This is a genomic window from Streptomyces sp. NBC_00353, from assembly GCF_036108815.1.
GTDB lineage: Bacteria > Actinomycetota > Actinomycetes > Streptomycetales > Streptomycetaceae > Streptomyces.
The window spans coordinates 6,651,247-6,673,465 of the sequence record NZ_CP107985.1 but is presented as its reverse complement, the minus strand read 5'-3'; the positions used below and the strand labels follow the sequence as shown (position 1 = coordinate 6,673,465).

At 69.0% G+C, this 22,219-nt stretch carries 19 protein-coding genes and 2 tRNA genes; 8 read left to right on the top strand and 13 right to left on the bottom strand.

Annotated features, from left to right (window positions below; translation table 11 throughout):
* Positions 1 to 58: 58 nt before the first annotated feature.
* Positions 59 to 2,680 carry a valine--tRNA ligase gene (locus OHA88_RS30045; RefSeq protein ID WP_328627815.1) on the bottom strand — a complete coding sequence of 874 codons (2,622 nt, stop codon included), beginning with the start codon at positions 2,678 to 2,680 and terminating at the stop codon, positions 59 to 61.
* A 138-nt stretch (positions 2,681 to 2,818) separates the two neighbouring features.
* Here OHA88_RS30045 and OHA88_RS30040 point away from each other — a divergent pair, with 138 nt between their 5' ends.
* A complete protein-coding gene (locus OHA88_RS30040; RefSeq protein ID WP_328627814.1) occupies positions 2,819 to 3,802 on the top strand; it encodes a hypothetical protein in 984 nt (327 codons plus the stop codon).
* Between the two features lie 76 nt (positions 3,803 to 3,878).
* Here the strand turns inward: OHA88_RS30040 and clpX are convergent, their stop codons facing one another.
* From clpX to OHA88_RS30015, 5 genes are all read right to left on the bottom strand, one after another.
* Positions 3,879 to 5,177, bottom strand: a complete 1,299-nt coding sequence (gene clpX / locus OHA88_RS30035; RefSeq protein ID WP_030970081.1) for an ATP-dependent Clp protease ATP-binding subunit ClpX — start codon at positions 5,175 to 5,177, stop codon at positions 3,879 to 3,881.
* A 157-nt stretch (positions 5,178 to 5,334) separates the two neighbouring features.
* The gene (locus tag OHA88_RS30030) at positions 5,335 to 6,018 is read right to left on the bottom strand and encodes an ATP-dependent Clp protease proteolytic subunit (RefSeq protein ID WP_030921266.1); all 684 of its coding nucleotides are present in this window, start codon (positions 6,016 to 6,018) and stop codon (positions 5,335 to 5,337) included.
* Positions 6,019 to 6,065: 47 nt separating this feature from the next.
* A complete protein-coding gene (locus OHA88_RS30025) occupies positions 6,066 to 6,671 on the bottom strand; it encodes an ATP-dependent Clp protease proteolytic subunit (RefSeq protein WP_267008104.1) in 606 nt (201 codons plus the stop codon).
* Positions 6,672 to 6,935: 264 nt separating this feature from the next.
* Positions 6,936 to 8,324 (bottom strand): trigger factor, encoded by a 1,389-nt coding sequence (gene tig, locus OHA88_RS30020; RefSeq protein ID WP_328627813.1) that lies wholly within the window; start codon positions 8,322 to 8,324, stop codon positions 6,936 to 6,938.
* A 150-nt stretch (positions 8,325 to 8,474) separates the two neighbouring features.
* Positions 8,475 to 8,551 (bottom strand) — tRNA-Pro (locus OHA88_RS30015).
* Between the two features lie 159 nt (positions 8,552 to 8,710).
* On the opposite strand from OHA88_RS30015, the gene OHA88_RS30010 reads away from it, so the two are divergent.
* Positions 8,711 to 8,784, top strand: a tRNA-Gly gene (locus OHA88_RS30010).
* A 76-nt stretch (positions 8,785 to 8,860) separates the two neighbouring features.
* Here OHA88_RS30010 and OHA88_RS30005 read toward each other — a convergent pair.
* On the bottom strand, positions 8,861 to 9,055 hold the full coding sequence (locus tag OHA88_RS30005) for a hypothetical protein (protein ID WP_136325240.1): 195 nt from the start codon (positions 9,053 to 9,055) through the stop codon (positions 8,861 to 8,863).
* Between the two features lie 480 nt (positions 9,056 to 9,535).
* Here OHA88_RS30005 and OHA88_RS30000 point away from each other — a divergent pair, with 480 nt between their 5' ends.
* Complete coding sequence (locus OHA88_RS30000; RefSeq protein ID WP_328627812.1) at positions 9,536 to 10,690, top strand: acyltransferase family protein; 1,155 nt, start codon at positions 9,536 to 9,538, stop codon at positions 10,688 to 10,690.
* A gap of 5 nt (positions 10,691 to 10,695) precedes the next feature.
* On the opposite strand, the gene OHA88_RS29995 is transcribed toward OHA88_RS30000, so the two are convergent.
* A complete protein-coding gene (locus tag OHA88_RS29995; protein WP_328627811.1) occupies positions 10,696 to 11,202 on the bottom strand; it encodes an HD domain-containing protein in 507 nt (168 codons plus the stop codon).
* Between the two features lie 100 nt (positions 11,203 to 11,302).
* The gene (locus tag OHA88_RS29990) at positions 11,303 to 12,448 is read right to left on the bottom strand and encodes a PP2C family protein-serine/threonine phosphatase (protein ID WP_328627810.1); all 1,146 of its coding nucleotides are present in this window, start codon (positions 12,446 to 12,448) and stop codon (positions 11,303 to 11,305) included.
* A 105-nt stretch (positions 12,449 to 12,553) separates the two neighbouring features.
* On the opposite strand from OHA88_RS29990, the gene OHA88_RS29985 reads away from it, so the two are divergent.
* A complete protein-coding gene (locus tag OHA88_RS29985) occupies positions 12,554 to 13,786 on the top strand; it encodes a GNAT family N-acetyltransferase (protein WP_328627809.1) in 1,233 nt (410 codons plus the stop codon).
* A 184-nt stretch (positions 13,787 to 13,970) separates the two neighbouring features.
* Here the strand turns inward: OHA88_RS29985 and OHA88_RS29980 are convergent, their stop codons facing one another.
* Both OHA88_RS29980 and OHA88_RS29975 read right to left on the bottom strand, forming a co-directional pair.
* Positions 13,971 to 14,780 (bottom strand): Fpg/Nei family DNA glycosylase, encoded by an 810-nt coding sequence (locus OHA88_RS29980; protein ID WP_328627808.1) that lies wholly within the window; start codon positions 14,778 to 14,780, stop codon positions 13,971 to 13,973.
* An 84-nt stretch (positions 14,781 to 14,864) separates the two neighbouring features.
* Positions 14,865 to 15,353 (bottom strand): ribose-5-phosphate isomerase, encoded by a 489-nt coding sequence (locus OHA88_RS29975; protein WP_326603730.1) that lies wholly within the window; start codon positions 15,351 to 15,353, stop codon positions 14,865 to 14,867.
* A 251-nt stretch (positions 15,354 to 15,604) separates the two neighbouring features.
* Between OHA88_RS29975 and OHA88_RS29970 the strand changes: the two genes are divergently transcribed.
* Positions 15,605 to 17,074 (top strand): amino acid permease, encoded by a 1,470-nt coding sequence (locus OHA88_RS29970; RefSeq protein WP_328627807.1) that lies wholly within the window; start codon positions 15,605 to 15,607, stop codon positions 17,072 to 17,074.
* Positions 17,075 to 17,213: 139 nt separating this feature from the next.
* Positions 17,214 to 17,612 carry a hypothetical protein gene (locus OHA88_RS44695; RefSeq protein ID WP_443044306.1) on the top strand — a complete coding sequence of 133 codons (399 nt, stop codon included), beginning with the start codon at positions 17,214 to 17,216 and terminating at the stop codon, positions 17,610 to 17,612.
* A gap of 7 nt (positions 17,613 to 17,619) precedes the next feature.
* On the opposite strand, the gene OHA88_RS29960 is transcribed toward OHA88_RS44695, so the two are convergent.
* Positions 17,620 to 18,213: a biotin transporter BioY gene (locus OHA88_RS29960; RefSeq protein ID WP_267005176.1), complete on the bottom strand. Its 594-nt coding sequence runs from the start codon at positions 18,211 to 18,213 to the stop codon at positions 17,620 to 17,622.
* Between the two features lie 260 nt (positions 18,214 to 18,473).
* On the opposite strand from OHA88_RS29960, the gene OHA88_RS29955 reads away from it, so the two are divergent.
* The gene (locus OHA88_RS29955) at positions 18,474 to 19,865 is read left to right on the top strand and encodes an amino acid permease (RefSeq protein WP_328627806.1); all 1,392 of its coding nucleotides are present in this window, start codon (positions 18,474 to 18,476) and stop codon (positions 19,863 to 19,865) included.
* 160 nt (positions 19,866 to 20,025) lie between these two features.
* Positions 20,026 to 21,468 (top strand): amino acid permease, encoded by a 1,443-nt coding sequence (locus OHA88_RS29950; protein WP_328627805.1) that lies wholly within the window; start codon positions 20,026 to 20,028, stop codon positions 21,466 to 21,468.
* Here the strand turns inward: OHA88_RS29950 and OHA88_RS29945 are convergent.
* Entirely contained in the window at positions 21,458 to 22,090 is a 633-nt protein-coding gene (locus tag OHA88_RS29945; RefSeq protein WP_328627804.1) for a histidine phosphatase family protein, read from the bottom strand. The two genes, OHA88_RS29950 and OHA88_RS29945, sit on opposite strands and share 11 nt — an antisense overlap.
* Positions 22,091 to 22,219: the final 129 nt, after the last annotated feature.

The window sequence follows — 22,219 nt, the reverse complement described above, 5'->3', positions numbered from 1 at the left end:
CGGCGAAGCCCCCGTGCCCCTGGTCGGTCAGGGGCACGGGGGCTTCGCACTCAGGTCATCAGCTCTGCGGCAGGTTCGCCAGCTGAGCGGTGATCCGCGCGATGTCCGCGTCGGCCTTGGCGAGCCGGGTACGGATCTTGTCGACCACGTTGTCCGGGGCCTTGGCCAGGAACGCCTCGTTGCCGAGCTTCGCGTTGGCCTGGGCCTTCTCCTTCTCGGCGGCGCCCAGGTCCTTCGCCAGGCGCTTGCGCTCGGCCTCCACGTCGATGGTGCCGGACAGGTCGAGGGCGACGGTGGCCCCGGCGACCGGCAGCGACGCGGTGGCGTGGAAGCCGTCCCCGGCGGGCTGCAGGCGCAGCAGCTGGCGGATGGCCGCCTCGTGCGGGGCCAGCGCCGTGCCGGTCACGGTGAGCTCGGCCGGAACCTTCTGGCCGGGCTGCAGGCCCTGGTCGGAGCGGAACCGGCGGACCTCGGTGACGACCTGCTGGACGAGCTCGATCTCCTGTTCGGCGGCCTCGTCACGGAAACCGGAGTCCTTCGGCCAGTCGGCGACGACGACGGACTCGCGGCCGGTCAGGGAGGTCCAGAGCGTCTCGGTGACGAACGGGACGACCGGGTGCAGGAGCCGCAGCATCACGTCGAGGACCTCACCGAGGACCCGCCCGGAGACCTTGGCCTGCTCGCCGCCGGCGAAGAACGTGGTCTTCGACAGCTCGACGTACCAGTCGAAGACCTCGTCCCACGCGAAGTGGAAGAGCGCGTCGCTGAGCTTGGAGAACTGGAAATCCTCGTAGAACGCGTCGACTTCGGCGACGGTCTTGTTGAGCTTCGACAGGATCCAGCGGTCCGTCGCGGACATCTGCGACGGGTCGGGCAGCTCGCCCTCGATCGTTGCGCCGTTCATGAGCGCGAAGCGCGTGGCGTTCCAGATCTTGTTGGCGAAGTTGCGCGAACCCTGGACCCAGTCCTCGCCGATCGGGACGTCGACACCCGGGTTGGCGCCGCGCGCCAGGGTGAAGCGCAGTGCGTCGGAGCCGTACTTGTCCATCCAGTCCAGCGGGTTGACCGCATTGCCGAAGGACTTGGACATCTTCTTGCCGAACTGGTCGCGGACCATGCCGTGCAGGGCGATGGTGTGGAAGGGCGGGGTGCCGTCCATCGCGTACAGGCCGAACATCATCATCCGGGCGACCCAGAAGAAGAGGATGTCGTAGCCGGTGACCAGGACGGAGTTCGGGTAGAACTTCGCCAGGCTCTCGGTCTGCTCCGGCCAGCCGAGCGTCGAGAACGGCCACAGGCCGGAGGAGAACCAGGTGTCGAGGACATCGGTCTCCTGCGTCCAGCCCTCGCCGGTCGGCGGCTGCTCATCGGGGCCGACGCAGACGATCTCCCCGTTCGGGCCGTACCAGACGGGGATGCGGTGGCCCCACCACAGCTGACGCGAGATGCACCAGTCATGGAGGTTGTCGACCCAGTCGAAGTACCGCTTCTCCATCTCCTGCGGGTGGATCTTGACCCGGCCGTCACGAACCGCGTCGCCCGCCGCCTTGGCCAGCGGGCCGACCTTGACCCACCACTGCATGGACAGCCGCGGCTCGATCGTCGTCTTGCAGCGCGAGCAGTGGCCGACGGAGTGGACGTACGGACGCTTCTCGGCGACGATCCGGCCCTCGGCGCGCAGAGCGCCGACGATGGCGCTGCGCGCCTCCAGCCGGTCCAGGCCCTGGAAGGGACCGTGCGCCGTGATGATCGCGTGCTCGTCCATGACGGCGAGGCTCGGCAGACCGTGCCGCTGGCCGATCTCGAAGTCGTTCGGATCGTGCGCGGGCGTGACCTTGACGGCGCCCGTGCCGAACTCGGGGTCGACGTGCTCGTCGGCGACGACCGGGATACGGCGGCCGGTGAGCGGCAGCTCGATCTCCTTGCCGACCAGGTGCCTGTAGCGGTCGTCCTCCGGGTGGACGGCGACGGCCGTGTCGCCCAGCATCGTCTCGGCACGCGTCGTCGCGACGACGATGGAGTCGTCGCCCTCGCCGTACCGGATGGAGACGAGCTCGCCGTCGTCGTCCTGGTACTCGACCTCGATGTCCGAGATGGCCGTGAGACAGCGCGGACACCAGTTGATGATGCGCTCGGCCCGGTAGATCAGCTCGTCGTCGTAGAGCTTCTTGAAAATGGTCTGGACGGCCTGGGACAGACCCTCGTCCATGGTGAAGCGCTCACGCGACCAGGCGACACCGTCACCCAGGCGCCTCATCTGCCCGGAGATCTGTCCGCCGGACTCGCCCTTCCACTGCCAGACGCGGTCGATGAAGGCCTCGCGCCCCAGGTCGTGGCGGGACTTGCCCTCCTTGGCGAGCTCACGCTCGACCACGTTCTGCGTGGCGATACCGGCGTGGTCCATGCCGGGCTGCCACAGCGTCTCGTAGCCCTGCATCCGCTTGCGGCGGGTGAGGGCGTCGATCAGCGTGTGCTCGAAGGCGTGCCCCAGGTGGAGGCTGCCCGTGACGTTCGGCGGCGGGATGACAACGGTGAACGGAGGCTTGTCGCTTGTCGCGTCGGCCTCGAAGTAACCACGTTCTACCCAGCGCTCATACAGCTTCCCCTCTACCTCGGCCGGTGCGTACTGGGTCGGCAGTTCGGGGTTGCTGGCTGGCGTCTGCTGAGTGTTCTCGGTCACGGGGGACAGTTTAGGGCCGTCACAGTCGTGCACTGAAACCGGTTTGTTGAGTAACGGTGTGGCTCCCGTCGCCCCATGCCAGTGGGGCTTCCGACAGGATGTTCGGAACGCATAAGCATTCTGGAGGGGACAGCACAGATGAGCCACAACCAGCCGGGCCCGTACGGGGGCCAGCCGCCGCAGGGCCAGCCCGGACCGTACGGCAGCCAGCCGCCGCAGGGTCAGCCCGGCCCGTACGGCCAGCAGCCGGGCCCGTACGGCGGTCAGCCGCCGCAGGGCGGCCAGCCGGGGTACGGATACCCGCAGCAGGCCCCCCAGGGTGTTCCTCAGCAGCCCCAGCCGGGCTACGGCTACCCGCAGGCCCAGCAGCCGGGCCCGTACGGCCAGCAGCCCCAGGCCCCGTACGGCCAGGCCCCCTACGGCGGCCAGGTCCCGATGCCGCCGGCCGCGCCGAAGAAGAAGACCGGCCTGATCATCGGCGTCGTCGTGGTCGCGCTGGCGGTCATCGCGGGCGGGGCGTACTTCCTGACGTCGGGCGGGGGCGGCAGCACGTCGGTCGCGGACGACGGCAAGACGTACAAGCTGACGACGCCGGCGACGGTGCTCGGGGGCACGTACAAGAAGGCGCCGAACAGCACCGAAGACAAGATGACGGACGAGGACCTCAAGGAGTTCGAGCAGTACGGGGTGGCCAACCCCAAGAGTGCTGCGGGCAATTACGCCTCCGGGGACGCGGCCGCCCAGAAGCTGCTGTCGTTCAGCGGCGTGTACGGCGAGATCGAGGATCCCGCCGCTGTCGTCGACGCCATGTTCGGCAAGATGAAGACCGAAGCCGCCAAGGACAAGGAGTCCACCGGCGAACTGGTGGGCAGCCCGAAGACCTACACCCCGGCCGGGTTCGAGAACGGCATCCTGAAGTGCCAGGAATCCAAGATCTCGGGCGAGAGCGGATCGGCCAAGCCGACGTCCATGCCCATCTGCATCTGGGGCGACCACAGCACCGTCGCCGTGGTCATCGACATGGACATGGCCGCAATGATGACCGGTAAGAGCATGTCGGTGGAGAGCGCCGCCGACAACGCGGCCAAGCTCCGCAACGACGTCCGCGTCGAGGTCAAGTAGCACTTCGCACGGCACCGAAAAGGGGCGCCCGGCCAGTCACCTGGCCGGGCGCCCCTTCACGTACGTATCGCTGCCGCTACGCGGACTTCTCGTGCCGTCCGCCGTCGTTCTTGCCGATCGTGCGCGGCTCGCGCGGGACCAGCGTCGGGTTGACGTTGTTGCGGACCACGTCCGCCGTGATGACGACGCGGGCGACGTCCTTGCGGGACGGCACCTCGTACATCACGGACTGCAGAACTTCCTCCATGATGGCCCGAAGACCACGCGCGCCGGTGCCGCGCAGGATCGCCTGGTCGGCGATGGCCTCCAGTGCCGGGCGGTCGAAGTCCAGCTCCACACCGTCGAGTTCGAACAGCCGCTGGTACTGCTTCACCAGTGCGTTGCGCGGCTCGACGAGGATCTGCAGCAGCGCCTCGCGGTCCAGGTTGTGCACCGAGGTCAGCACGGGGAGGCGGCCGATGAACTCGGGGATCATCCCGAACTTCACCAGGTCCTCCGGCATGACCTCCTGGAACTGGTCGCTCGCCTCGATCTCGCGCTTGGAGCGGATCGTCGCGCCGAAGCCGATGCCCTTGGCGCCCGCCCGGGACTCGATGATCCTCTCCAGGCCGGCGAAGGCACCGCCCACGATGAACAGCACGTTCGTCGTGTCGATCTGGATGAACTCCTGGTGCGGATGCTTCCGGCCGCCCTGCGGCGGCACGGAGGCGGTGGTGCCCTCCAGGATCTTCAGCAGGGCCTGCTGGACGCCCTCGCCGGAGACATCACGGGTGATCGACGGGTTCTCGCTCTTGCGGGCGACCTTGTCGATCTCGTCGATGTAGATGATCCCGGTCTCGGCCTTCTTGACGTCGTAGTCCGCGGCCTGGATCAGCTTCAGCAGAATGTTCTCGACGTCCTCGCCGACATAGCCGGCCTCCGTCAGCGCCGTCGCGTCGGCGATGGCGAACGGAACGTTGAGCATGCGGGCCAGCGTCTGCGCGAGGAGCGTCTTGCCGGAGCCCGTGGGGCCCAGCAGCAGGATGTTGGACTTGGCCAGCTCGATGGCGTCGTCCCGGCCCTGCGCGCCGGCGTTCTCGCCCGCCTGGACCCGCTTGTAGTGGTTGTACACAGCGACCGAGAGGGCCTTCTTCGCGGGCTCCTGACCGACGACGTACCCCTCGAGGAACTCGTAGATCTCGCGCGGCTTGGGAAGTTCCTCCCACCGCACCTCGGAGGTCTCCGCGAGCTCCTCCTCGATGATCTCGTTGCAGAGATCGATGCACTCGTCGCAGATGTACACACCGGGTCCCGCAATGAGCTTCTTCACCTGCTTCTGGCTCTTTCCGCAGAACGAGCACTTGAGCAGGTCGCCGCCATCACCGATGCGTGCCACGAGGTGCTTCCCCTTCGCCTGGGAGCAGCTTGGTGCAGCGGCTCCTGGTGCCTCTATCCGACGGTACCTTGCCTGGCCCCCCGTTCGGGCCCCCCTTGGCACGGTTCACGCGGTCACGACCGTGTGAACCGACCGTGCCAAGGGGTAAAGACCGACGTCAGGCCATCGCTCCGGCCGCGCTCTTGCGGGTGGAGACGATCTGGTCGACGAGACCGTAGGCGAGGGCGTCCTCGGCGGTCAGGATCTTGTCGCGCTCGATGTCGTCGCGGATCTTCTCCAGCGGCGTGGTGGAGTGCTTGGCCAGCATCTCCTCCAGCTGGGTACGCATCCGCAGGATCTCGTTGGCCGCGATCTCCAGGTCGGAGAGCTGCTCACGGCCCGTCTGCGAGGACGGCTGGTGGATCAGCACACGGGCGTTGGGCAGTGCCATGCGCTTGCCGGGCGTACCGGCGGCGAGCAGCACGGCCGCGGCGGAGGCCGCCTGGCCCATGCAGACCGTCTGGATGTCCGGCTTCACGAACTGCATCGTGTCGTAGATCGCGGTGAGCGCGGTGAACGAGCCGCCGGGGCTGTTGATGTAGATCGAGATGTCGCGGTCCGGGTCCATCGACTCCAGGCACAGCAGCTGCGCCATGACGTCGTTGGCGGAGGCGTCGTCGATTTGGACGCCGAGGAAGATCACGCGCTCCTCGAAGAGCTTCGCGTACGGGTCGTACTCACGCACACCCTGCGAGGTGCGCTCCACGAAGCGCGGCACGATGTAGCGGTTGTCCACCTGCGGGCCGGTGTAGAGACCGCTCGCGGAGGCGCCGGGGAAGTTGTTCATGTGGGTGTTCACCATCCTGGTGGCGTTCTGGGGGCTGGGGCTGCGGGCTGGGCGGACAGGGCTCAGGCCCCGGTGCCGCCGCCGCCCGGAACGCCCGAGGCGATCGTGATGATCTCGTCGATGAGGCCGTACTCCTTGGCCTCCTCCGCGGTGTACCAGCGGTCGCGGTCACCGTCGCGAATGATCGTCTCCACGGTCTGGCCGGAGTGGCGGGCGGTGATCTCCGCCATCCGCTGCTTCGTGCGGAGCAGGTACTGCGCCTGGATCTTGATGTCCGACGCGGTACCACCGATGCCGGCCGAACCCTGGTGCATGAGGATGTCGGTGTTCGGGAGCGCGAAGCGCTTGCCCGCGGTGCCACCGGTCAGCAGGAACTGGCCCATCGAGGCCGCCATGCCCATACCGATGGTGACCACGTCGTTCGGGATGTACTGCATGGTGTCGTAGACCGCCATGCCGGCCGTCACCGAGCCACCGGGGCTGTTGATGTAGAGGTAGATGTCCTTGTCCGGCTCCGCGGCAAGGAGAAGCAGCTGCGCCGTGATCTTGTTGGCGATGTCATCGTCGACCTGCTGACCGAGGAAGATGATGCGCTCGCCGAGCAGTCGGCTGTAGACCTGGTCGCCGAGGCCACCACCGAGGGACGGCTCTCCGGCGGCGTAAGGCATCAGATTCGTCACGTATCCACCTGCTCGTCTCTGACGGCTCCGGCCGTCTCAGCGTCTTCGTACCGGGCGGGCGGGGACTCCCCCACCCTTCCTATTCATGGACCCTAACGCGCAGGTAGGACAACGCCATCCCGCTTCCGCAACTGTTCGCTGGGAGCGCAAGCTGAGCAGTGCGCACAAGGGTTGTAGGGGTCGGCCACCGATACGACGACGGGCTCCGGACGCTGAGCGTCCGGAGCCCGTCGTACGGGTTCAGCGCGAGGCTCAGGCCTCGGTCTTCTCCTCGGCGGCGGTCTCGGTGTGACCCTCGGCGGCCTCGACCGTCTCGATGGCCTCTTCCTCGTCGTCCTCGAGCTCGACGAGCTCACCGTTGGTGTCGACGACCTTGGCGGCCTCGACGACCACGGCGAGCGCCTTGCCGCGGGCGACCTCGCCGACGAGCATCGGCACCTGGCCGCCCTCGACGACGGCCTGGGCGAACTGGTCGGGGCTCATGCCGGAGGAAGCAGCGCGCCGCATGAGGTGCTCGGTGAGCTCCTCCTGGTTGACGTTCAGCTTCTCCTTGTTGACGAGCTCGTCCAGGATGAACTGGGTCTTGATGCCCTTGATCGCCTGCTCGGAGGTCTCGGCCTCGAACTCCTCGAGCGTCTTGCCCTGGATCTCCAGGTACTTCTCGAGGGTCAGACCCATCTGGCCGAGCTGGTGGTGCTCGAGGTTGTGCTTGCGGGTCTGGATCTCGTCCGCGAGCAGCTTCTCGGGGATCGGGACCTCGGCCAGCTTCAGCAGCTCGTCGAGGACGCGCTCCTGGGCCTGGGTGGCCTGGTCGTACTGCTTGGTGTTCTCGAGGCGCTTGCGGCTGTCCGCCTTCAGCTCGTCGAGGGTGTCGAACTCGCTCGCCATCTGGGCGAACTCGTCGTCCAGCTCGGGGAGCTCACGGGCGGCGACGGCGGTGACCTTGACGGTGACCTCGGCCTCCTTGCCCTCGGCCGAGCCACCCTTCAGCTCGGAGGTGAAGGTGGCCTCGCCACCCGCCTCCAGGCCGGTGACGGCCGCGTCGATGCCGTCGAGGAGCTCGCCGGAACCGATGGTGTACGAGACACCATCGGCCACGCCGTCCTCCAGGACCTCGCCGTCGACCTTGGCCTGCAGGTCGATCGTGACGACGTCGCCCTCTGCGGCGGCGCGCTCGACCGGGTTGGTGGAGGCGAAGCGGCCACGGAGCTGCTCCACGGCCTTCTCGACGTCCTCGTCGCTGACCTCGAGGGCGTCCACGGTGACCTCGATGCCGGAGTAGTCCGGGATCTCGATCGCGGGGCGCACGTCGACCTCGGCGGTGAAGGCCAGCAGCTCGCCGTCCTTCAGCTCGGTGATGTCGACCTCGGGCTGGCCCAGAACGTTGAGCTCACCCTCGTTGACAGCCTCGGTGTAGAACTTCGGGAGGGCGTCGTTGACGGCCTCCTCCAGCACAGCACCACGGCCGAACCGCTGGTCGATGACGCGGTTGGGGATCTTGCCCTTACGGAAGCCCTTCACCGTGACCTGCTGGTTGATCTTCTTGTACGCCGCGTCGAGGCTGTCCTTGAGCTCCTCGAAGGGCACCTCGATGCTGAGCCGAACCCGAGTCGGGTTCAGGGTCTCCACGGCGCTCTTCACGGTTCGGTCTCCTTGGTGGCTGACTTCTTGGGGTTCTGCTCGGCCACCGGACAGCGGCTCCGCGGATCGAGCCCGGTACATCAGACACACGGGCACGCAATTTGCATAGTAACGGCAAGGGGGATGACTCCCACAATGCGATCTTGCATGTGGTCGGGGTGGCCGGATTCGAACCGACGACCTTCCGCTCCCAAAGCGGACGCGCTACCAAGCTGCGCCACACCCCGTCGGTGCGACACGTAGGGTACATGCAGACCGGCAGGACACAGACCGCTTTACGGGGGCGGCGTGGATTGCGGCACCCCGTGCCGCAATGAGGTGTGCGGACAACGTCCGCGACCCGCTACGATGCTCCTCGTGCCGCGGTCCGAGGACCTGCGGCGCCTGCGGGCGTAGCTCAATGGTAGAGCCCTAGTCTTCCAAACTAGCTACGCGGGTTCGATTCCCGTCGCCCGCTCCATGCGTGGGCCCGGTTCGGCGAATTGCTCGTCGGACCGGGCCTTCTGCGTTCCGCTTCCCGCCTTCTGCGGTGCGGATCAGAAGCTGATCTGGTTGATGGTCTCCGCTATCGAGTTCATGAACCTGTTGATCGACGGCGCCATGCCGGTCGATGCCAGGAAGAAGCCGAAGAGCACCGCGACGATCGCGGGTCCGGCCTTGATGGAGCCGCCTCGGATCAGGACCACCAGGATGATCGCCAACAGAAGCACCACAGACAGTGAAATGGCCACGACTGATCACACCCTTGGTCGGTCCGCCTTGCCGGCCCGGAAGCGTGCGGCCGAGCACTCCTCCGTTGCGTCCATCGTGCCACCAACTCCCCTGTGGTTGCTGCCAGGTGACGAATCGAACTGTCGGGATCGCGCCATCCTCACGCCCCGCGTGCGCGGGGCGGACAGGCCCGTCGACCCGCCCTTCCGGGGCTCCGCCCGGGAGGGCGGCCTGCAGCACGGGGCCACCCGTGGGCGGCGATCATAAAAAACCGGGACCGTGATCGTTTCCATATCCACACAGGTCGTTCACACGCGTTTCGCCACCCCGGATGCGATGAAATTCACTCCGCCCAACCGCCTGGCGATATGCACCATTTAAGGAGGATCAATCGGGCCATAGGGTGCGGTTTTCGGTAGTTTCACTTTCCATTGGGCGGGAACACGCAATACCTGCCGGCAGTTTTACGAATTCCAATCGAGGCGTCTAAGGTGCTTTAGATGTTCCACGCTCCGAACACATTTCAGAGGGCCCCGCTCCGCCCAGCGACCCGGGAGTCGGAGCCCAGACGCCAGGGCGGCACGACCATCACCGCGAGGCCCCCCGCACCGGTGGTGAACCAGCCCTCTGCGGTCGCGCCGACGAAGCGGCGTGACGCCTACTTCGACAACGCCAAATATCTGGCGATCGTGCTGGTCGCCGTGGCGCACGCGTGGGTGCCGGTGATGGACGGGAGCCGGACCGCCCGTGCGCTGTACATGGTTGCGTACACGTTTCACATGCCGGCCTTCATCATCATCTCCGGCTATTTCTCACGCTCGTTCGACATGAGCGCCAAGAAGATGAAGCGCCTGGTCACCGGCATCGCCGTGCCGTATGTGGTGTTCGAGACGGCGTACTCGCTCTTCAAGCGGTACGCGGACGACTCGCCGGATCATCCGATCAGCCTGATCGACCCCTGGTTCCTCACCTGGTTCCTGGCCGCGCTGTTCATCTGGCGGCTCACCACGCCCGTCTGGCAGGCGCTGCGCCACCCGCTGCCGGTCGCGCTCGTCATCGCCGTGCTCGCGTCGTTCTCCCCCACGATCGGCGACGACCTCGATCTCCAGCGGGTCCTGCAGTTCCTGCCGTTCTTCGTGCTCGGACTCCAACTGAAGCCCGAGCATTTTCAGTTGGTTCGCCGGCGTGAGGTGCGTCTGCTGGCGCTGCCGCTGTTCGCCGGGGCCACCCTGTTCGCGTACTGGGCGGCGCCGCGGATGCAGCTGGGCTGGTTCTACCGCAGCAACAGCGCGCCTGAGATGGGCGCCCCGTGGTGGTCGGGTGCGGTGATGACGCTGATGATGTTCGGCTGCGCGCTGCTGCTCACCATCGGGTTCCTGGCATGGGTGCCGCGTCGCCACATGTGGTTCACCGTGCTGGGCGCCGGGACGATCTGCGGCTATCTGCTGCACGGTTTCCTGGTCAAGGGTGCCGGCTACGTCGGCTTGTTCGACCGGTACGAGTGGCTGGCCTCGCCGGCCGGGCTGGTCCTCGTCTCGCTGGTCGCGGCCTGCGCGGTGACGCTGATGTGTACGCCGCCGGTGCGACGGGCGCTGCGTTTCGTGACCGAGCCGGACATGGACTGGGCGTTCCGGCGGGACGCCGCCAAGCTCTGAGTGGATCAGCCCTCCGTGGTGTTGGCCGGATCCAGCTGTTCGGTGGGCGATTCACCGGCGCTGAGTCCGAGCAGCGCGCGTACCTGCGCATATTTCGCGGTCAGCCGGGTACGCGTCGCCGGGTCCAGGACCGCGAGGCGGGCCGGGTCGGTGTTGTGGGCGAGGTCGGATTCCTTGATCAGCAGAGCGCCCGGCGTGGCGAGGATGCGCCGGGTGTACGCGGCCAGGTCCTCGCCCTGCCGTTTGGTGACGGCGAGGACCATGTCCTTGACCTGCTGCGGCAGCGCGGCGTCCGCCAGCCACTCGGCGGACAGGGCGTCGTCCTCGACCGCGTCGTGCAGCCAGGCGGCGGCGATCTGGTCGACACTGCCGCCCCTGGCCCGTACACCGTCCGCGACGGCGGCGAGGTGTTCGGCGTACGGGCGTCCCGCCTTGTCCTGCCGGCCGGCGTGCGCGCTGCGGGCGATCGCCTCGACTTCGGTCAGGGTCAGGGGTGTGCGTGGCGTGGGCATGGGACGACTCTACGGACGGGTGGTCGTCCGGCGCAGGGCCGCGTGGACGGGCGTCGTCATGACCGGCAGGTGCCGAGTGCCGAGCCCTGGCTCGTACGGTTCAGGACCGACGGGACAGCAGCAGCAGCGCACGGTCGTCGTTGACGTCCTTCGCGCACGCCTCGATCAGATGCCAGGCCGCGCCGTCGAAGCCGGTGACGACATAGCGGTCGGCCTCGCCGGTCAGCCGGTCCATGCCCTCCGCGATGTCCCGGTCGGACGCCTCCACCAGCCCGTCCGTGAAGAGCATCAGCACATCGCCGGGGGCCAGTGAGCCCTTCACCGCGTCGAACTGTGCCCCGTCGTACACCCCGAGCAGCGGGCCCTCCGCAGCCTTCTCCTCCCACCGGCCGCTGCCCGCGTGCAGCTGCAGGGCCGGCGGGTGGCCCGCGGAGAGGAGCTCGTAGTCGCCCGATTCGAGGTCCAGCACCAGATGGATGGAGGTGGCGAAGCCCTCGTCCCAGTCCTGGCGCAGCAGGTAGGCGTTGGCCGCGGGCAGGAAGCCGTGCGGGGGCAGCGAGCCGAGCAGGCCACCGAACGCGCCGGACAGCAGCAGGGCACGGGACCCCGCGTCCATGCCCTTGCCGGAGACATCGGTGAGTACGGCCTCCAGGGTGCGGCCGCCGTTGGTGCGGGCCGCGACGACGAAGTCGCCGGAGAACGACTGGCCGCCAGCCGGGCGCAGCGCCATCTCGCGGTGCCAGCCCTGCGGCAGCCGCGGCAGGGCGCTCTGCACCCGGATGCGTTCGCGCAGGTCGAAGAGCATGGTGCCGCCGCGCCGCCACGGCACGCCTACCCTGGCCCGGAACTGGGCGAGGATCAGGCCGAAGAAGCCGCAGGCCGCGACCACCAGGACGGTGCCCGGCGTCACCCGGGCCGGCCCCTCCGAGTACGGGCCGAGCGCGATCGACTCCACGATCAGGGCCGCGGCAGCGGTCGCGTACAGCCCCAGCAGGCTGGCCGGTCGCAGCAGCAGACCGCCCGCGACGATCGGCAGGACGAGCGCGGCCGGTGCGCACCACACCGCGTTCAGCAGCGTGCCGCAGGTGATGGCCGGGACGGTCAGCAGGAGGCCGACCAGGGCGATCCAGTCGGAGCCGTCGCCGCGGAAGTAGTCGACACCGGATTTGCGCAGCGCGATGCGCGCCCGGTGCGCCGATTTCTGCAATCGGGCCGGGTACGAGTCTGCTCCTGCGCGACGGGCCATTGCGGGGACCTTATCCACACGAGCGCCTCAGGTGCAGGGGGACCCCTGTGACAATGCGTTCGAAAACGGGTCGCCCGTCTGCCGTACCCCTGGTAGGCATGGCATATGACTACTGAGCTGCGGGTGTTGCGTCCGTCCGAATGGAACGAATGGTTCGGGAGCCTGGAGCTCGCGTTCGGCGGCGTAGCCGACTCTCCGGAGGAGCGCGAGCTCTGGGAGGAGCTGACCGAGCACGAGCGGTCGATCGGCATCTGGGACGGCCCGGATGTGGTCGGTACGGCGGGGGCCTTCAGCTTCCGGCTGGCCGTGCCCGGCGGGGCGCTGGTGCCCGCAGCCGGCGTGACAATGGTCGGTGTAGCGGCCACACACCGCAGGCGCGGACTGCTGACCTCGATGATGCGGCGTCAGCTCGACGACGTCCGAGCGCTGGGTGAACCCCTGGCCGTGCTGACGGCCTCGGAGCCCGCGATCTACGGCCGGTTCGGGTACGGGGCGGCCACGAAGCAGATGTCCCTGGAGATCGACACGGACCGGGTGCGGCTGGCGGTGCCGGACGGCACGGACGAGGTCCGCCTGCGGTACGCCAGGCCGGACGAGGCGACCGCTGCGTGCGAGGGCGTGTACGAGCGGCTGGTGGCGGGGCGGCCGGGGACGCCGGCGCACGGTCCCGGCTGGGAGCGGAGGGCGCTGATCGACCCGGCGAGCGCGCGGCAGGGGGCGTCGCCGCTGCAGTGCCTGCTGGCGGAGCGGGCGGGTGAGGTCGTCGGGTACTCGACGTTCCGCATCAAGCCGGACTGGGACGCGGCGGGCCCCAAGGGCCGGATCGCCGTGGACGACCTGTCGGCGCTTGACCCGGCGGCGTACGCGGCGCTGTGGCGGTTCCTCTTCGAGATCGACCTGACGTCGACGGTCGAGGCGCGGAACCGGCCGGTCGACGATGCGGTTCTGCATCTCGTCTCGGACGTACGCCGGTGCAACATCAAGCTGCGCGACTCGCTGTACGTACGGCTGGTGGAGCTGGGCGCGGCGTTGGAGGCGCGGGCGTACCGGGCTGCGGTGGACGTGGTGTTCGAGGTCGAGGACGCGTTCTGCCCGTGGAACGCGGGGCGTTGGCGGCTCACGGCCGACACGAAGGGGGGCGCGTCGTGCAAGCGGACGGATGATCCGGCTGATCTGGCGCTTTCCGTACGGGAGCTGGGGTCGGCTTACCTGGGCGGCGAATCGCTGCTCTCACTGGCGCGGGCCGGGCGGGTACAGGAGCTGCGGGCGGGCGCGGTGGCGGAGGCGGCGTCGGCGTTCTCGGGGATGGTGGAGCCGTGGCTTCCGCGGGGGTTCTAGCGGGGGTGACGTTGCCGGAGGCGCCCGGCGGCCGGTCGCGGCTCGGAGAAGATGCGCGGCCTTGAAGGCGCCTGCGTGCGGGGAAATCGGGCCGTCCGCCGACTGGGGTGGGTGACGGCCGGGGCGGTGCGGAAGGCGCGCGGGGGCGCAAAATCAAGCCCGCCCGGCGATTGAGGACACGGGGCTAGGCGCGCTGGCAGGTCGGGCACCAGAAGAGGTTGCGGGCCGCCAGCTCCGCCGCGCGGATCTCCGTGCCGCAGATGTGGCACCCCTGCCGGGCCCGCCGGTACACGTACACCTCGCCCCCGTGGTCGTCCACCCGCGGCGCCCGCCCCATCGCCTCCGGCATGTGCTCCGGACGCACCGTGTCGATCCGGTTGTTCCGTACACCCGCGCGCATCAGCGTCACCAGGTCCACCCAGATCGCGTCCCACTCCGCACGGGTGAGGTCCTTGCCCTGCCGGTACGGGTCGATACCGTGCCGGAACAGGACCTCCGCCCGGTACACGTTGCCGACGCCCGCGATGACCTTCTGGTCCATCAGCAGCGCGGCCACCGTGATACGGCTGCGTGAGATCCGCCGCCAGGCGCGTTCGCCGTCCTCGTCGGTCCGCAGCGGGTCCGGGCCCAGCCGGTCGTGTATCGCGCGCTTCTCGGGTTCCGTGATGAGGGCGCAGGTGGTCGGGCCGCGCAGGTCCGCGTGGTGGTCGTCGTTGGCCAGGCGCAGCCGGACGGTGTCCGTGGGCGGCGGAACCGGCGTCGTACCGAAGTGGAGCTTGCCGAACAGGCCGAGGTGGATGTGGATCCACCCGGCGTCCTCGAAGCCGAGGAACAGGTGTTTGCCGTGCGCGTCGACGCCGGTGAACCCACGGCCGTCGAGGAGCGCCGCGCTGTCCGAGAACCTGCCCTGCGGGCTGCTGACCCGCACCGGCCCGCCCACGAACCGATCGCGGTGGTCCGCGGCCAGGCGGTGGATCGTGTGTCCCTCGGGCACGGCGGCGGCTCTCCTCGGTGACGTGGGATAGGGGGAAATGGCTGTGCCGCCGGGCAGGCCGGCGGCACGGTGGGGGTAGGGCGGTCAGCCCTGCTGCGGGTGGTGGGCCGGGATCGGGGGGAGCTCGCCCGTCGTCTCGTACGCCGTCAGCATCTCGATGCGGCGGGTGTGACGCTCTTCACCCGAGTACGGCGTGGCGAGGAAGATCTCGACGAACTTCGTGGACTCCTCCACCGTGTGCATGCGGCCACCGATGGACACCACGTTGGCGTTGTTGTGCTCGCGGCCGAGAGCGGCGGTCTGCTCGCTCCAGGCGAGCGCGGCACGTACGCCCTTCACCTTGTTGGCGGCCATCTGCTCGCCGTTGCCGGAGCCGCCGATCACGATGCCGAGACTGCCCGCGTCCGCGGCCGTCCTCTCGGCGGCGCGCAGGCAGAACGGCGGGTAGTCGTCCTGGGCGTCGTAGATGTGGGGGCCACAGTCGACGGCTTCGTGGCCCTGGGCCGTGAGCCACTCGACGAGGTGGTTCTTGAGTTCGAAGCCGGCATGGTCTGAGCCGAGGTACACGCGCATGTGTCGAGTGTGGCATGCGGATCACGGGGTAGCCGTCATCGGGGTCGGGACCCTCCGGGGCTACCCCGTGCGGAGCCCTTGTGCGGGGAGTGTGTGCGTAACCCCACACCGGCAACGATCCGGACAATGATCCGGAAGAGGGGGTTCCGCTTCCGGGGTTCTGCGGGCTTCAATGCCTGGGTCCCGCCGCCCACCACCGTGCAGCGGCGCAGCCACGGAACCGAGTGATCCAGAACGTAAGGATTCGATCCATGACGCAAACGACTCTGGCAGGGCCGGGCCATCAGCCCGGCGAGCCGGGCCGGGCGGACAAGCCGGGCTCCTCGGACGGGCTCCAGGCCGGTCTCAAGAACCGTCACCTCTCGATGATCGCCATCGGCGGAGTGATCGGCGCGGGCCTCTTCGTGGGTTCCGGTGCCGGTATCGCCGCCGCGGGACCGGCCATTCTGCTCTCGTACGCGCTGGTCGGCCTCATGGTCGTCTTCGTGATGCGGATGCTCGGCGAGATGGCCGCGGCCCGGCCCAGCTCGGGCTCCTTCTCCGCCTACGCCGACCGGGCCCTCGGCCGCTGGGCCGGCTTCTCGATCGGCTGGCTGTACTGGTTCTTCTGGGTCGTGGTGCTCGCCGTCGAAGCCACGGCGGGTGCCAAGATCCTGGAGGGCTGGGTGCCGGCCGTCCCGCAGTGGGCATGGGCACTGATCGTCATGTTGGTGCTCACCGCGACGAACCTGGTCTCGGTCAGTTCGTACGGAGAGTTCGAGTTCTGGTTCGCCGGGATCAAGGTCGTGGCGATCGCCGCGTTCGTGGTCGTCGGGTTGCTCGCCGTCTTCGGACTGCTGCCCGGTTCGGACAATCCGGGCTCGGGGCTCGCGCATCTCACCGACAGCGGCGGCTTCTTCCCCCACGGGCCGGGTGCCATCCTCACCGGTGTGCTCATGGTCGTCTTCTCGTTCATGGGCAGCGAGATCGTGACGCTGGCGGCCGGCGAGTCGGAGAACCCGCAGCGTGCCGTCCAGAAGGCCACCAACAGCGTGATCTGGCGGATCGCCGTCTTCTACCTGGGCTCGATCTTCATCGTGCTGACGCTGCTGCCGTGGAACGACGCGTCGATCCTCAAGGACGGCAGCTATGTGGCCGCACTGAACTCGATCGGCATTCCGCACGCCGGACAGGTGATGGACGTCATCGTGCTGACGGCCGTGCTGTCCTGCCTCAACTCCGGCCTCTACACGGCCTCGCGGATGGCGTTCTCGCTCGGCGAGCGCGGTGACGCGCCGAAGGCGTTCGCCCGGACGAACAAGCGGGGCGTGCCGCGGGCGGCCATCCTGTCCTCCGTCGTCTTCGGCTTCGTCGCCGTGTTCTTCAACTACCAGTGGCCGGACACCGTCTTCCAGTTCCTGCTGAACTCGTCCGGTGCCGTCGCCCTGTTCGTCTGGCTGGTCATCTGCTTCACCCAGCTGCGGATGCGCGGCATCATCCTGCGCGAGTCGCCGGAGAAGCTGGTCGTGCGGATGTGGCTCTTCCCGTATCTGACCTGGGCGACCATCGCGATGATCTCGTTCGTGCTGGTCTACATGCTGACCGACGACAGCGGCCGTGAGCAGGTACTGCTCTCGCTGCTCGTCGCGGCGATCGTGGTGGCGATCTCGCTGGTACGTGAGGTCCGTCAGCGCAAGGCCGGAACGGCCGCGGTCACGGCGGACGCGTCCGCCGACGCCTGATCGAGCCCGTCCCCACCTGACGGTCGATGTCAGGTACACCGGGGAGGCTCTCTCCTGCCGCACACCGGGCGAACGGAGAGCCTCTCCACGAACGACCAGCTGCCCGCCCAGAACACCTTCCGTCCCGGCGACCCCGGACATGCGGAGGAACTGGCCGGGTTCCGGACAGGTTCCACGCTCCGGCCCGGACCTCGTCGGCGTCACCGATGCCGACGAGGTCCGGGCCGCCGTCGTGTCCGCCCCCGGGCGCGGACAGCGCCATGCCGAGCGGACCGGACGCGGACCGGCTCTGCGGACCCCGGCGGTGCGGCTGCTGCCGCCGCTCGGCGATAGGGACGTGACGGCGGGAGCTGTACGGCGGGTGTCCGGGGCCTTGGAGCCACTCCCACCGGCCGTGGACCGGTCGCTGGTCTTCTCGTTCGGCGGCGGGGACCGTACCGAATCACTTCACGACGCCCGGACGCTGAAGAGGCTCGCCGGTCTGCTGTCGCAGTGCGACCCGGCGAGCCTCTTCGGAGGGGCTTACGAAAGCGCGTGAGCCTCCGTCAGCCGCGGCGGCCGACGAGCTTCCAGGCGGCGGGCAGCGCGCCCATCGCCAGCGCCGCCTTCAGTGCGTCACCGAGCAGGAACGGCACCAGGCCGGCCGCGATCGCGGCGCTTGCCGACATCCCGGTGGACAGCGCCAGGTACGGGACACCGACCGCGTAGATGATCGCGGAGCCGAGCACCATGGTGCCGGCGGTGCGCAGCACGGAGCGGTCGCCGCCGCGGCGGGCGAGGGCGCCGACCACAGTGGCGGCGAGGAGCATGCCGAGGACGTAACCGAACGAGGCGCCGCCCGCGCCCGAGCTGCCGCCCGCGAACCACGGCATGCCCGCCATGCCGACGAGCGCGTACACGGCGAGGGAGAGGAAGCCGCGGCGGGCGCCGAGCGCGGTGCCGACGAGGAGCGCGGCGAAGGTCTGGCCGGTGACGGGGACCGGGGAGCCGGGGACCGGGACGGCGATCTGCGCGGCGATGCCGGTGAGCGCGGCGCCGCCGACGACCAGGGCGGTGTCGATGGCGTAGCGGTGCCTGGCGGCGGGCAGCAGGTCGGCGAGGACCGCTCCGGTACGGACGGGGGCGGCAGCAGTGCTCATCGGGACTCCGCGGTGGTGAGGGCAGGTGGGGACAGACTGAGGCTGACGTTAGCCCACGGGTTAACGCTCGATCACCATCAGCCGCCCACAAAGCGGCGGTTGGCCGGTTAGTGGGGTTCACACAAAGACCGGCACGCAATCATGTGACGGCGTGATGCTCGTCACTGAGGTGGGGGCCTGGAGGGGGCGCCCGGCGGACCGCGTCTCCCGGCGTGAGACTGTAGGTTCCCCATAAATTATCCGAGAGTGACCCGCACCCCATGCACGACGCCCCTCCCCCCACGCAGCAGGAACCGCTCTCGCACGCGCTGAAGCAGCGCCATCTGACCATGCTCGGCCTGGGCGGGGTGATCGGCGCCGGGCTCTTCGTCGGTTCGGGCGCCGGGATCGCGGTCGCCGGGCCGGGCATCGTCGTGTCGTATCTGATCGCCGGCGCGCTCGCGATGCTGGTGATGCGGATGCTCGGCGAGATGTCTGCCGCGATACCCGCCTCCGGCGCCTTCTCCGTCCATGCCGAGCGGGCGCTCGGCCGCTGGGCCGGGTTCAGCGTGGGGTGGCTCTACTGGTTCCTGCTGGTGGTCGTCCTCGCCGTGGAGGCGACGGCCGCCGCACAGATCGCCCACGGCTGGGTGCCGGGCGTGGACCAGTGGGCGTGGGTGCTGGCGTTCATGGTGGTGTTCACCGTCACCAATCTGACCGCGGTGAAGAACTTCGGCGAGTTCGAGTTCTGGTTCGCCGCGCTCAAGGTCACCGCGATCGTGATCTTCCTGGTGCTCGGGCTGCTCGCCGTCTTCGGTCTGCTCCCGGACACCGATCCGGTCGGGCTGACCAATCTCACCGGGCAGGGCGGCTTCCTGCCGAACGGCTGGGGCGGCGTCGTCTCAGGTGTGCTGACCGTCGTCTTCGCATTCGGCGGCCTGGAGGTCGTGACGATCGCTGCGGCCGAGACCGACGATCCGGCGCGCGCGGTGGGACGTGCGGTGCGCAGCGCCGTCGTGCGGATCCTCTTCTTCTACGTCGGCTCGATGCTGGTGATCGTCACGGTGCTGCCGTGGACCGCGCAGCAGGCCGGACTGAGCCCGTACGTCAAGGTCCTGGACGCGATCGGGGTGCCGTCGGCCGGGCAGATCATGAACATCGTGGTGTTCGTGGCGCTGCTCTCCGCGCTGAACGCCAATCTCTACGGCGCGTCCCGGATGGTCTTCTCGCTGGCCGAGCGCGGCGAGGGGCCGCGCGGGCTGCTCAAGGTGTCGGGGAGCGGTGGCGGGGGCGGGGTGCCGCGGCGGGCGGTCCTCGCCTCGGTCGCCTTCGGCTTCGTCTCCGTACTGCTCAATCTGAAGTGGCCCGACTCCGTCTTCCTCTATCTGCTCAACTCGGTAGGCGCGGTGCTGCTGTTCGTCTGGGGGCTGATCGCCGCGTCGCAGCTGCGGCTGCGCCGCCGGCTGGAGCGCGAGGCGCCCGAGGCGCTGACCCTGCGGATGTGGTGCTTCCCGTGGCTGACCTGGGTGACGCTGGCCGCACTCGTGGCCGTACTGGTGCTGATGCTGACCGATGACGTGGCGCGCCCGCAGGTGCTGTGGTCGGCGGGGGCGACGGGTCTGGTGCTGCTCGTCGCGGGGGCGCGGGAACTGCGGGACCGGCGACGGGCCTGACCCGGCGGATCCGTGGCGGGGCGTGTACGCGGGGCGTGTACCCAGGTGTTCACCTTGTGTGAGCCTGGTGCCCGTATAGCGGACACATGTTCCCTGTGAGCGGGAGCCACGCACAGACTGTGGCTTCGTCCCTGTCTCAGCTACCGAACAGAGCACGTCCATGTCTCGGACCTCCGCGTCTCCCCCCACCGCCGGCTCCGAAGTCTCCGCAGTCCCGACCGGCTCCGATGTCTCCGCCGTCAAGGCCGACTCCGCCCTCACCCATGGACTCAAGCAGCGCCATCTGTCGATGATCGCCCTCGGCGGTGTCATCGGTGCCGGGCTGTTCGTCGGTTCCGGAGCCGGTATCGCCTCCGCCGGGCCCTCGATCGTCATCGCCTACGCCATCTCCGGGCTGCTGGTCATGTTCGTGATGCGCATGCTCGGCGAGATGTCCGCGGCCAATCCGGCCTCCGGCTCCTTCTCCGTCCATGCTGAACGGGCGATCGGGCCGTGGGCGGGGTTCACCGCCGGCTGGGCGTTCTGGGTGCTGCTCTGTGTCGCCGTCGGACTGGAGGGGATCGGCGCCGCCAAGATCGTCACCGGCTGGCTGCCCGGCACTCCCGAGTGGGCGTGGGTGGCGCTGTTCATGGCGGTCTTCCTCGGCACGAACCTGGCCGCCGTGAAGAACTTCGGCGAGTTCGAGTTCTGGTTCGCCTCGCTGAAGGTCGTCGCGATCACGCTCTTCCTGGTGCTGGGTGTGCTGGCGATCCTCGGGGTGCTGCCCGGCACGGACGCCCCGGGCGGCGCCAATCTCCGGGGCGACGGCGGGTTCCTGCCGAACGGCTCCAACGGCTTCATCATCGGGCTGCTCGCCTCCGTCTTCGCGTACGGCGGTCTGGAGACGGTCACCATCGCCGCGGCCGAGTCCGAGAACCCGGTGCGGGGCGTGGCCAAGGCGGTCCGTACGGCGATGTGGCGGATCGCGCTGTTCTACGTCGGTTCGATGGCGGTCATCGTCACCCTCGTGCCGTGGGACGACCCGAAGGTCGCGACGGTCGGCCCGTTCTACGCGACCCTCGACCACCTGGGCATCAGCGGCGCCGCGGAGATCATGAACGTGGTCATCCTGATCGCACTGCTCTCCGCGATGAACGCGAACATCTACGGCGCTTCGCGGATGGCCTGCTCGCTGGTCGCCAGGGACCAGGGCCCGAAGCGCCTCGGCCGGGTCAGCTCCGGCGTACCGCGCAACGCGGTCCTCGTCTCGTCCGTCTTCGGCTTCCTGTGCGTGCTGCTGAGCTACTGGCGGCCGGACGATGTCTTCCCCTGGCTGCTCAACATGATCGGCGCGGTGATCCTGGTCGTCTGGATCTTCATCGCGGTGTCGCAGCTGCTCCTGCGCCGCCGGCTGGAGCGCGAGGCGCCCGAGAAGCTGGTCGTGCGGATGTGGCTGTTCCCGGTGGGGACGCTGATCGCGCTGGCTGCCATGGCCGGCATCTTCCTGCTGATGCTGCGCCAGCCCGACACACGCGACCAGCTGCTGGCGACCGGTGCGCTGACCGTCGTGCTGGCCGTCATCGGTGTCGTACGCCAGCGCCGGGCCGCGGCCGTCAAGAACTGATGTCGGGGGCGCACGGCACGTTGAGTGAGAGCAGCGCGCCGCCCTCGTCCCCCAGCTGCACCTCGCTCACTGCCGCGTTGCGCAATTGCGGAAGGACCCGGCGGTAGGCGCCGAGCGGGATCGACAGCAGTTCGCACAGCACCAGCCGCAGCAGCGTGTTGTGTGCGACGACCAGTACCCGCTGCCCCGGATGGAAGTGTGCGATCCGGCGCAGCGCCGCCGTACCCCGGGCCGCCGCCGTGCGCGGGTCCTCGGCCCCGGGGAAGGGATGGGTCACCGGGTCGGCGACATACGCCTCGGCCCATTTCGGGTCCTCGGCGGCGAATTCGGCGAGGGTGCGCCCCTCCACCGCCCCGAAGTCGCACTCGCGCAGATCGTGTTCGCGCCCGGGTACGAGGCCGAGCGCCCGGCAGGCGGGTTCGGCGGTCTCGATGGCGCGGGAGACGGTCGATGTCCAGATCGCGTCGACCGGATGCCGGACCGCCCAGTCCGCCAGTTGCTCGGCCTGGCGGCGGCCCTCATCGGTGAGCGCGACGTCGCTCACCCCGGCGTAGCGGTTCTCGGCGTGCCAGACGGTCTGTCCGTGCCGGGCGAGCACCAGGGTCGTGGGGAAGATGGTCATCGGCTCTCCGTTCGGGCCCGGGCGTGGGCGGCGAGCGCCCCGGGCCGCCGGCCCCGCCGTTCCGGTTCGTCCACCAGCTTGAGGTACGGCGCGGTGTGGCGGGCAGTGCGCGCCGCGTACGGGCGCAGA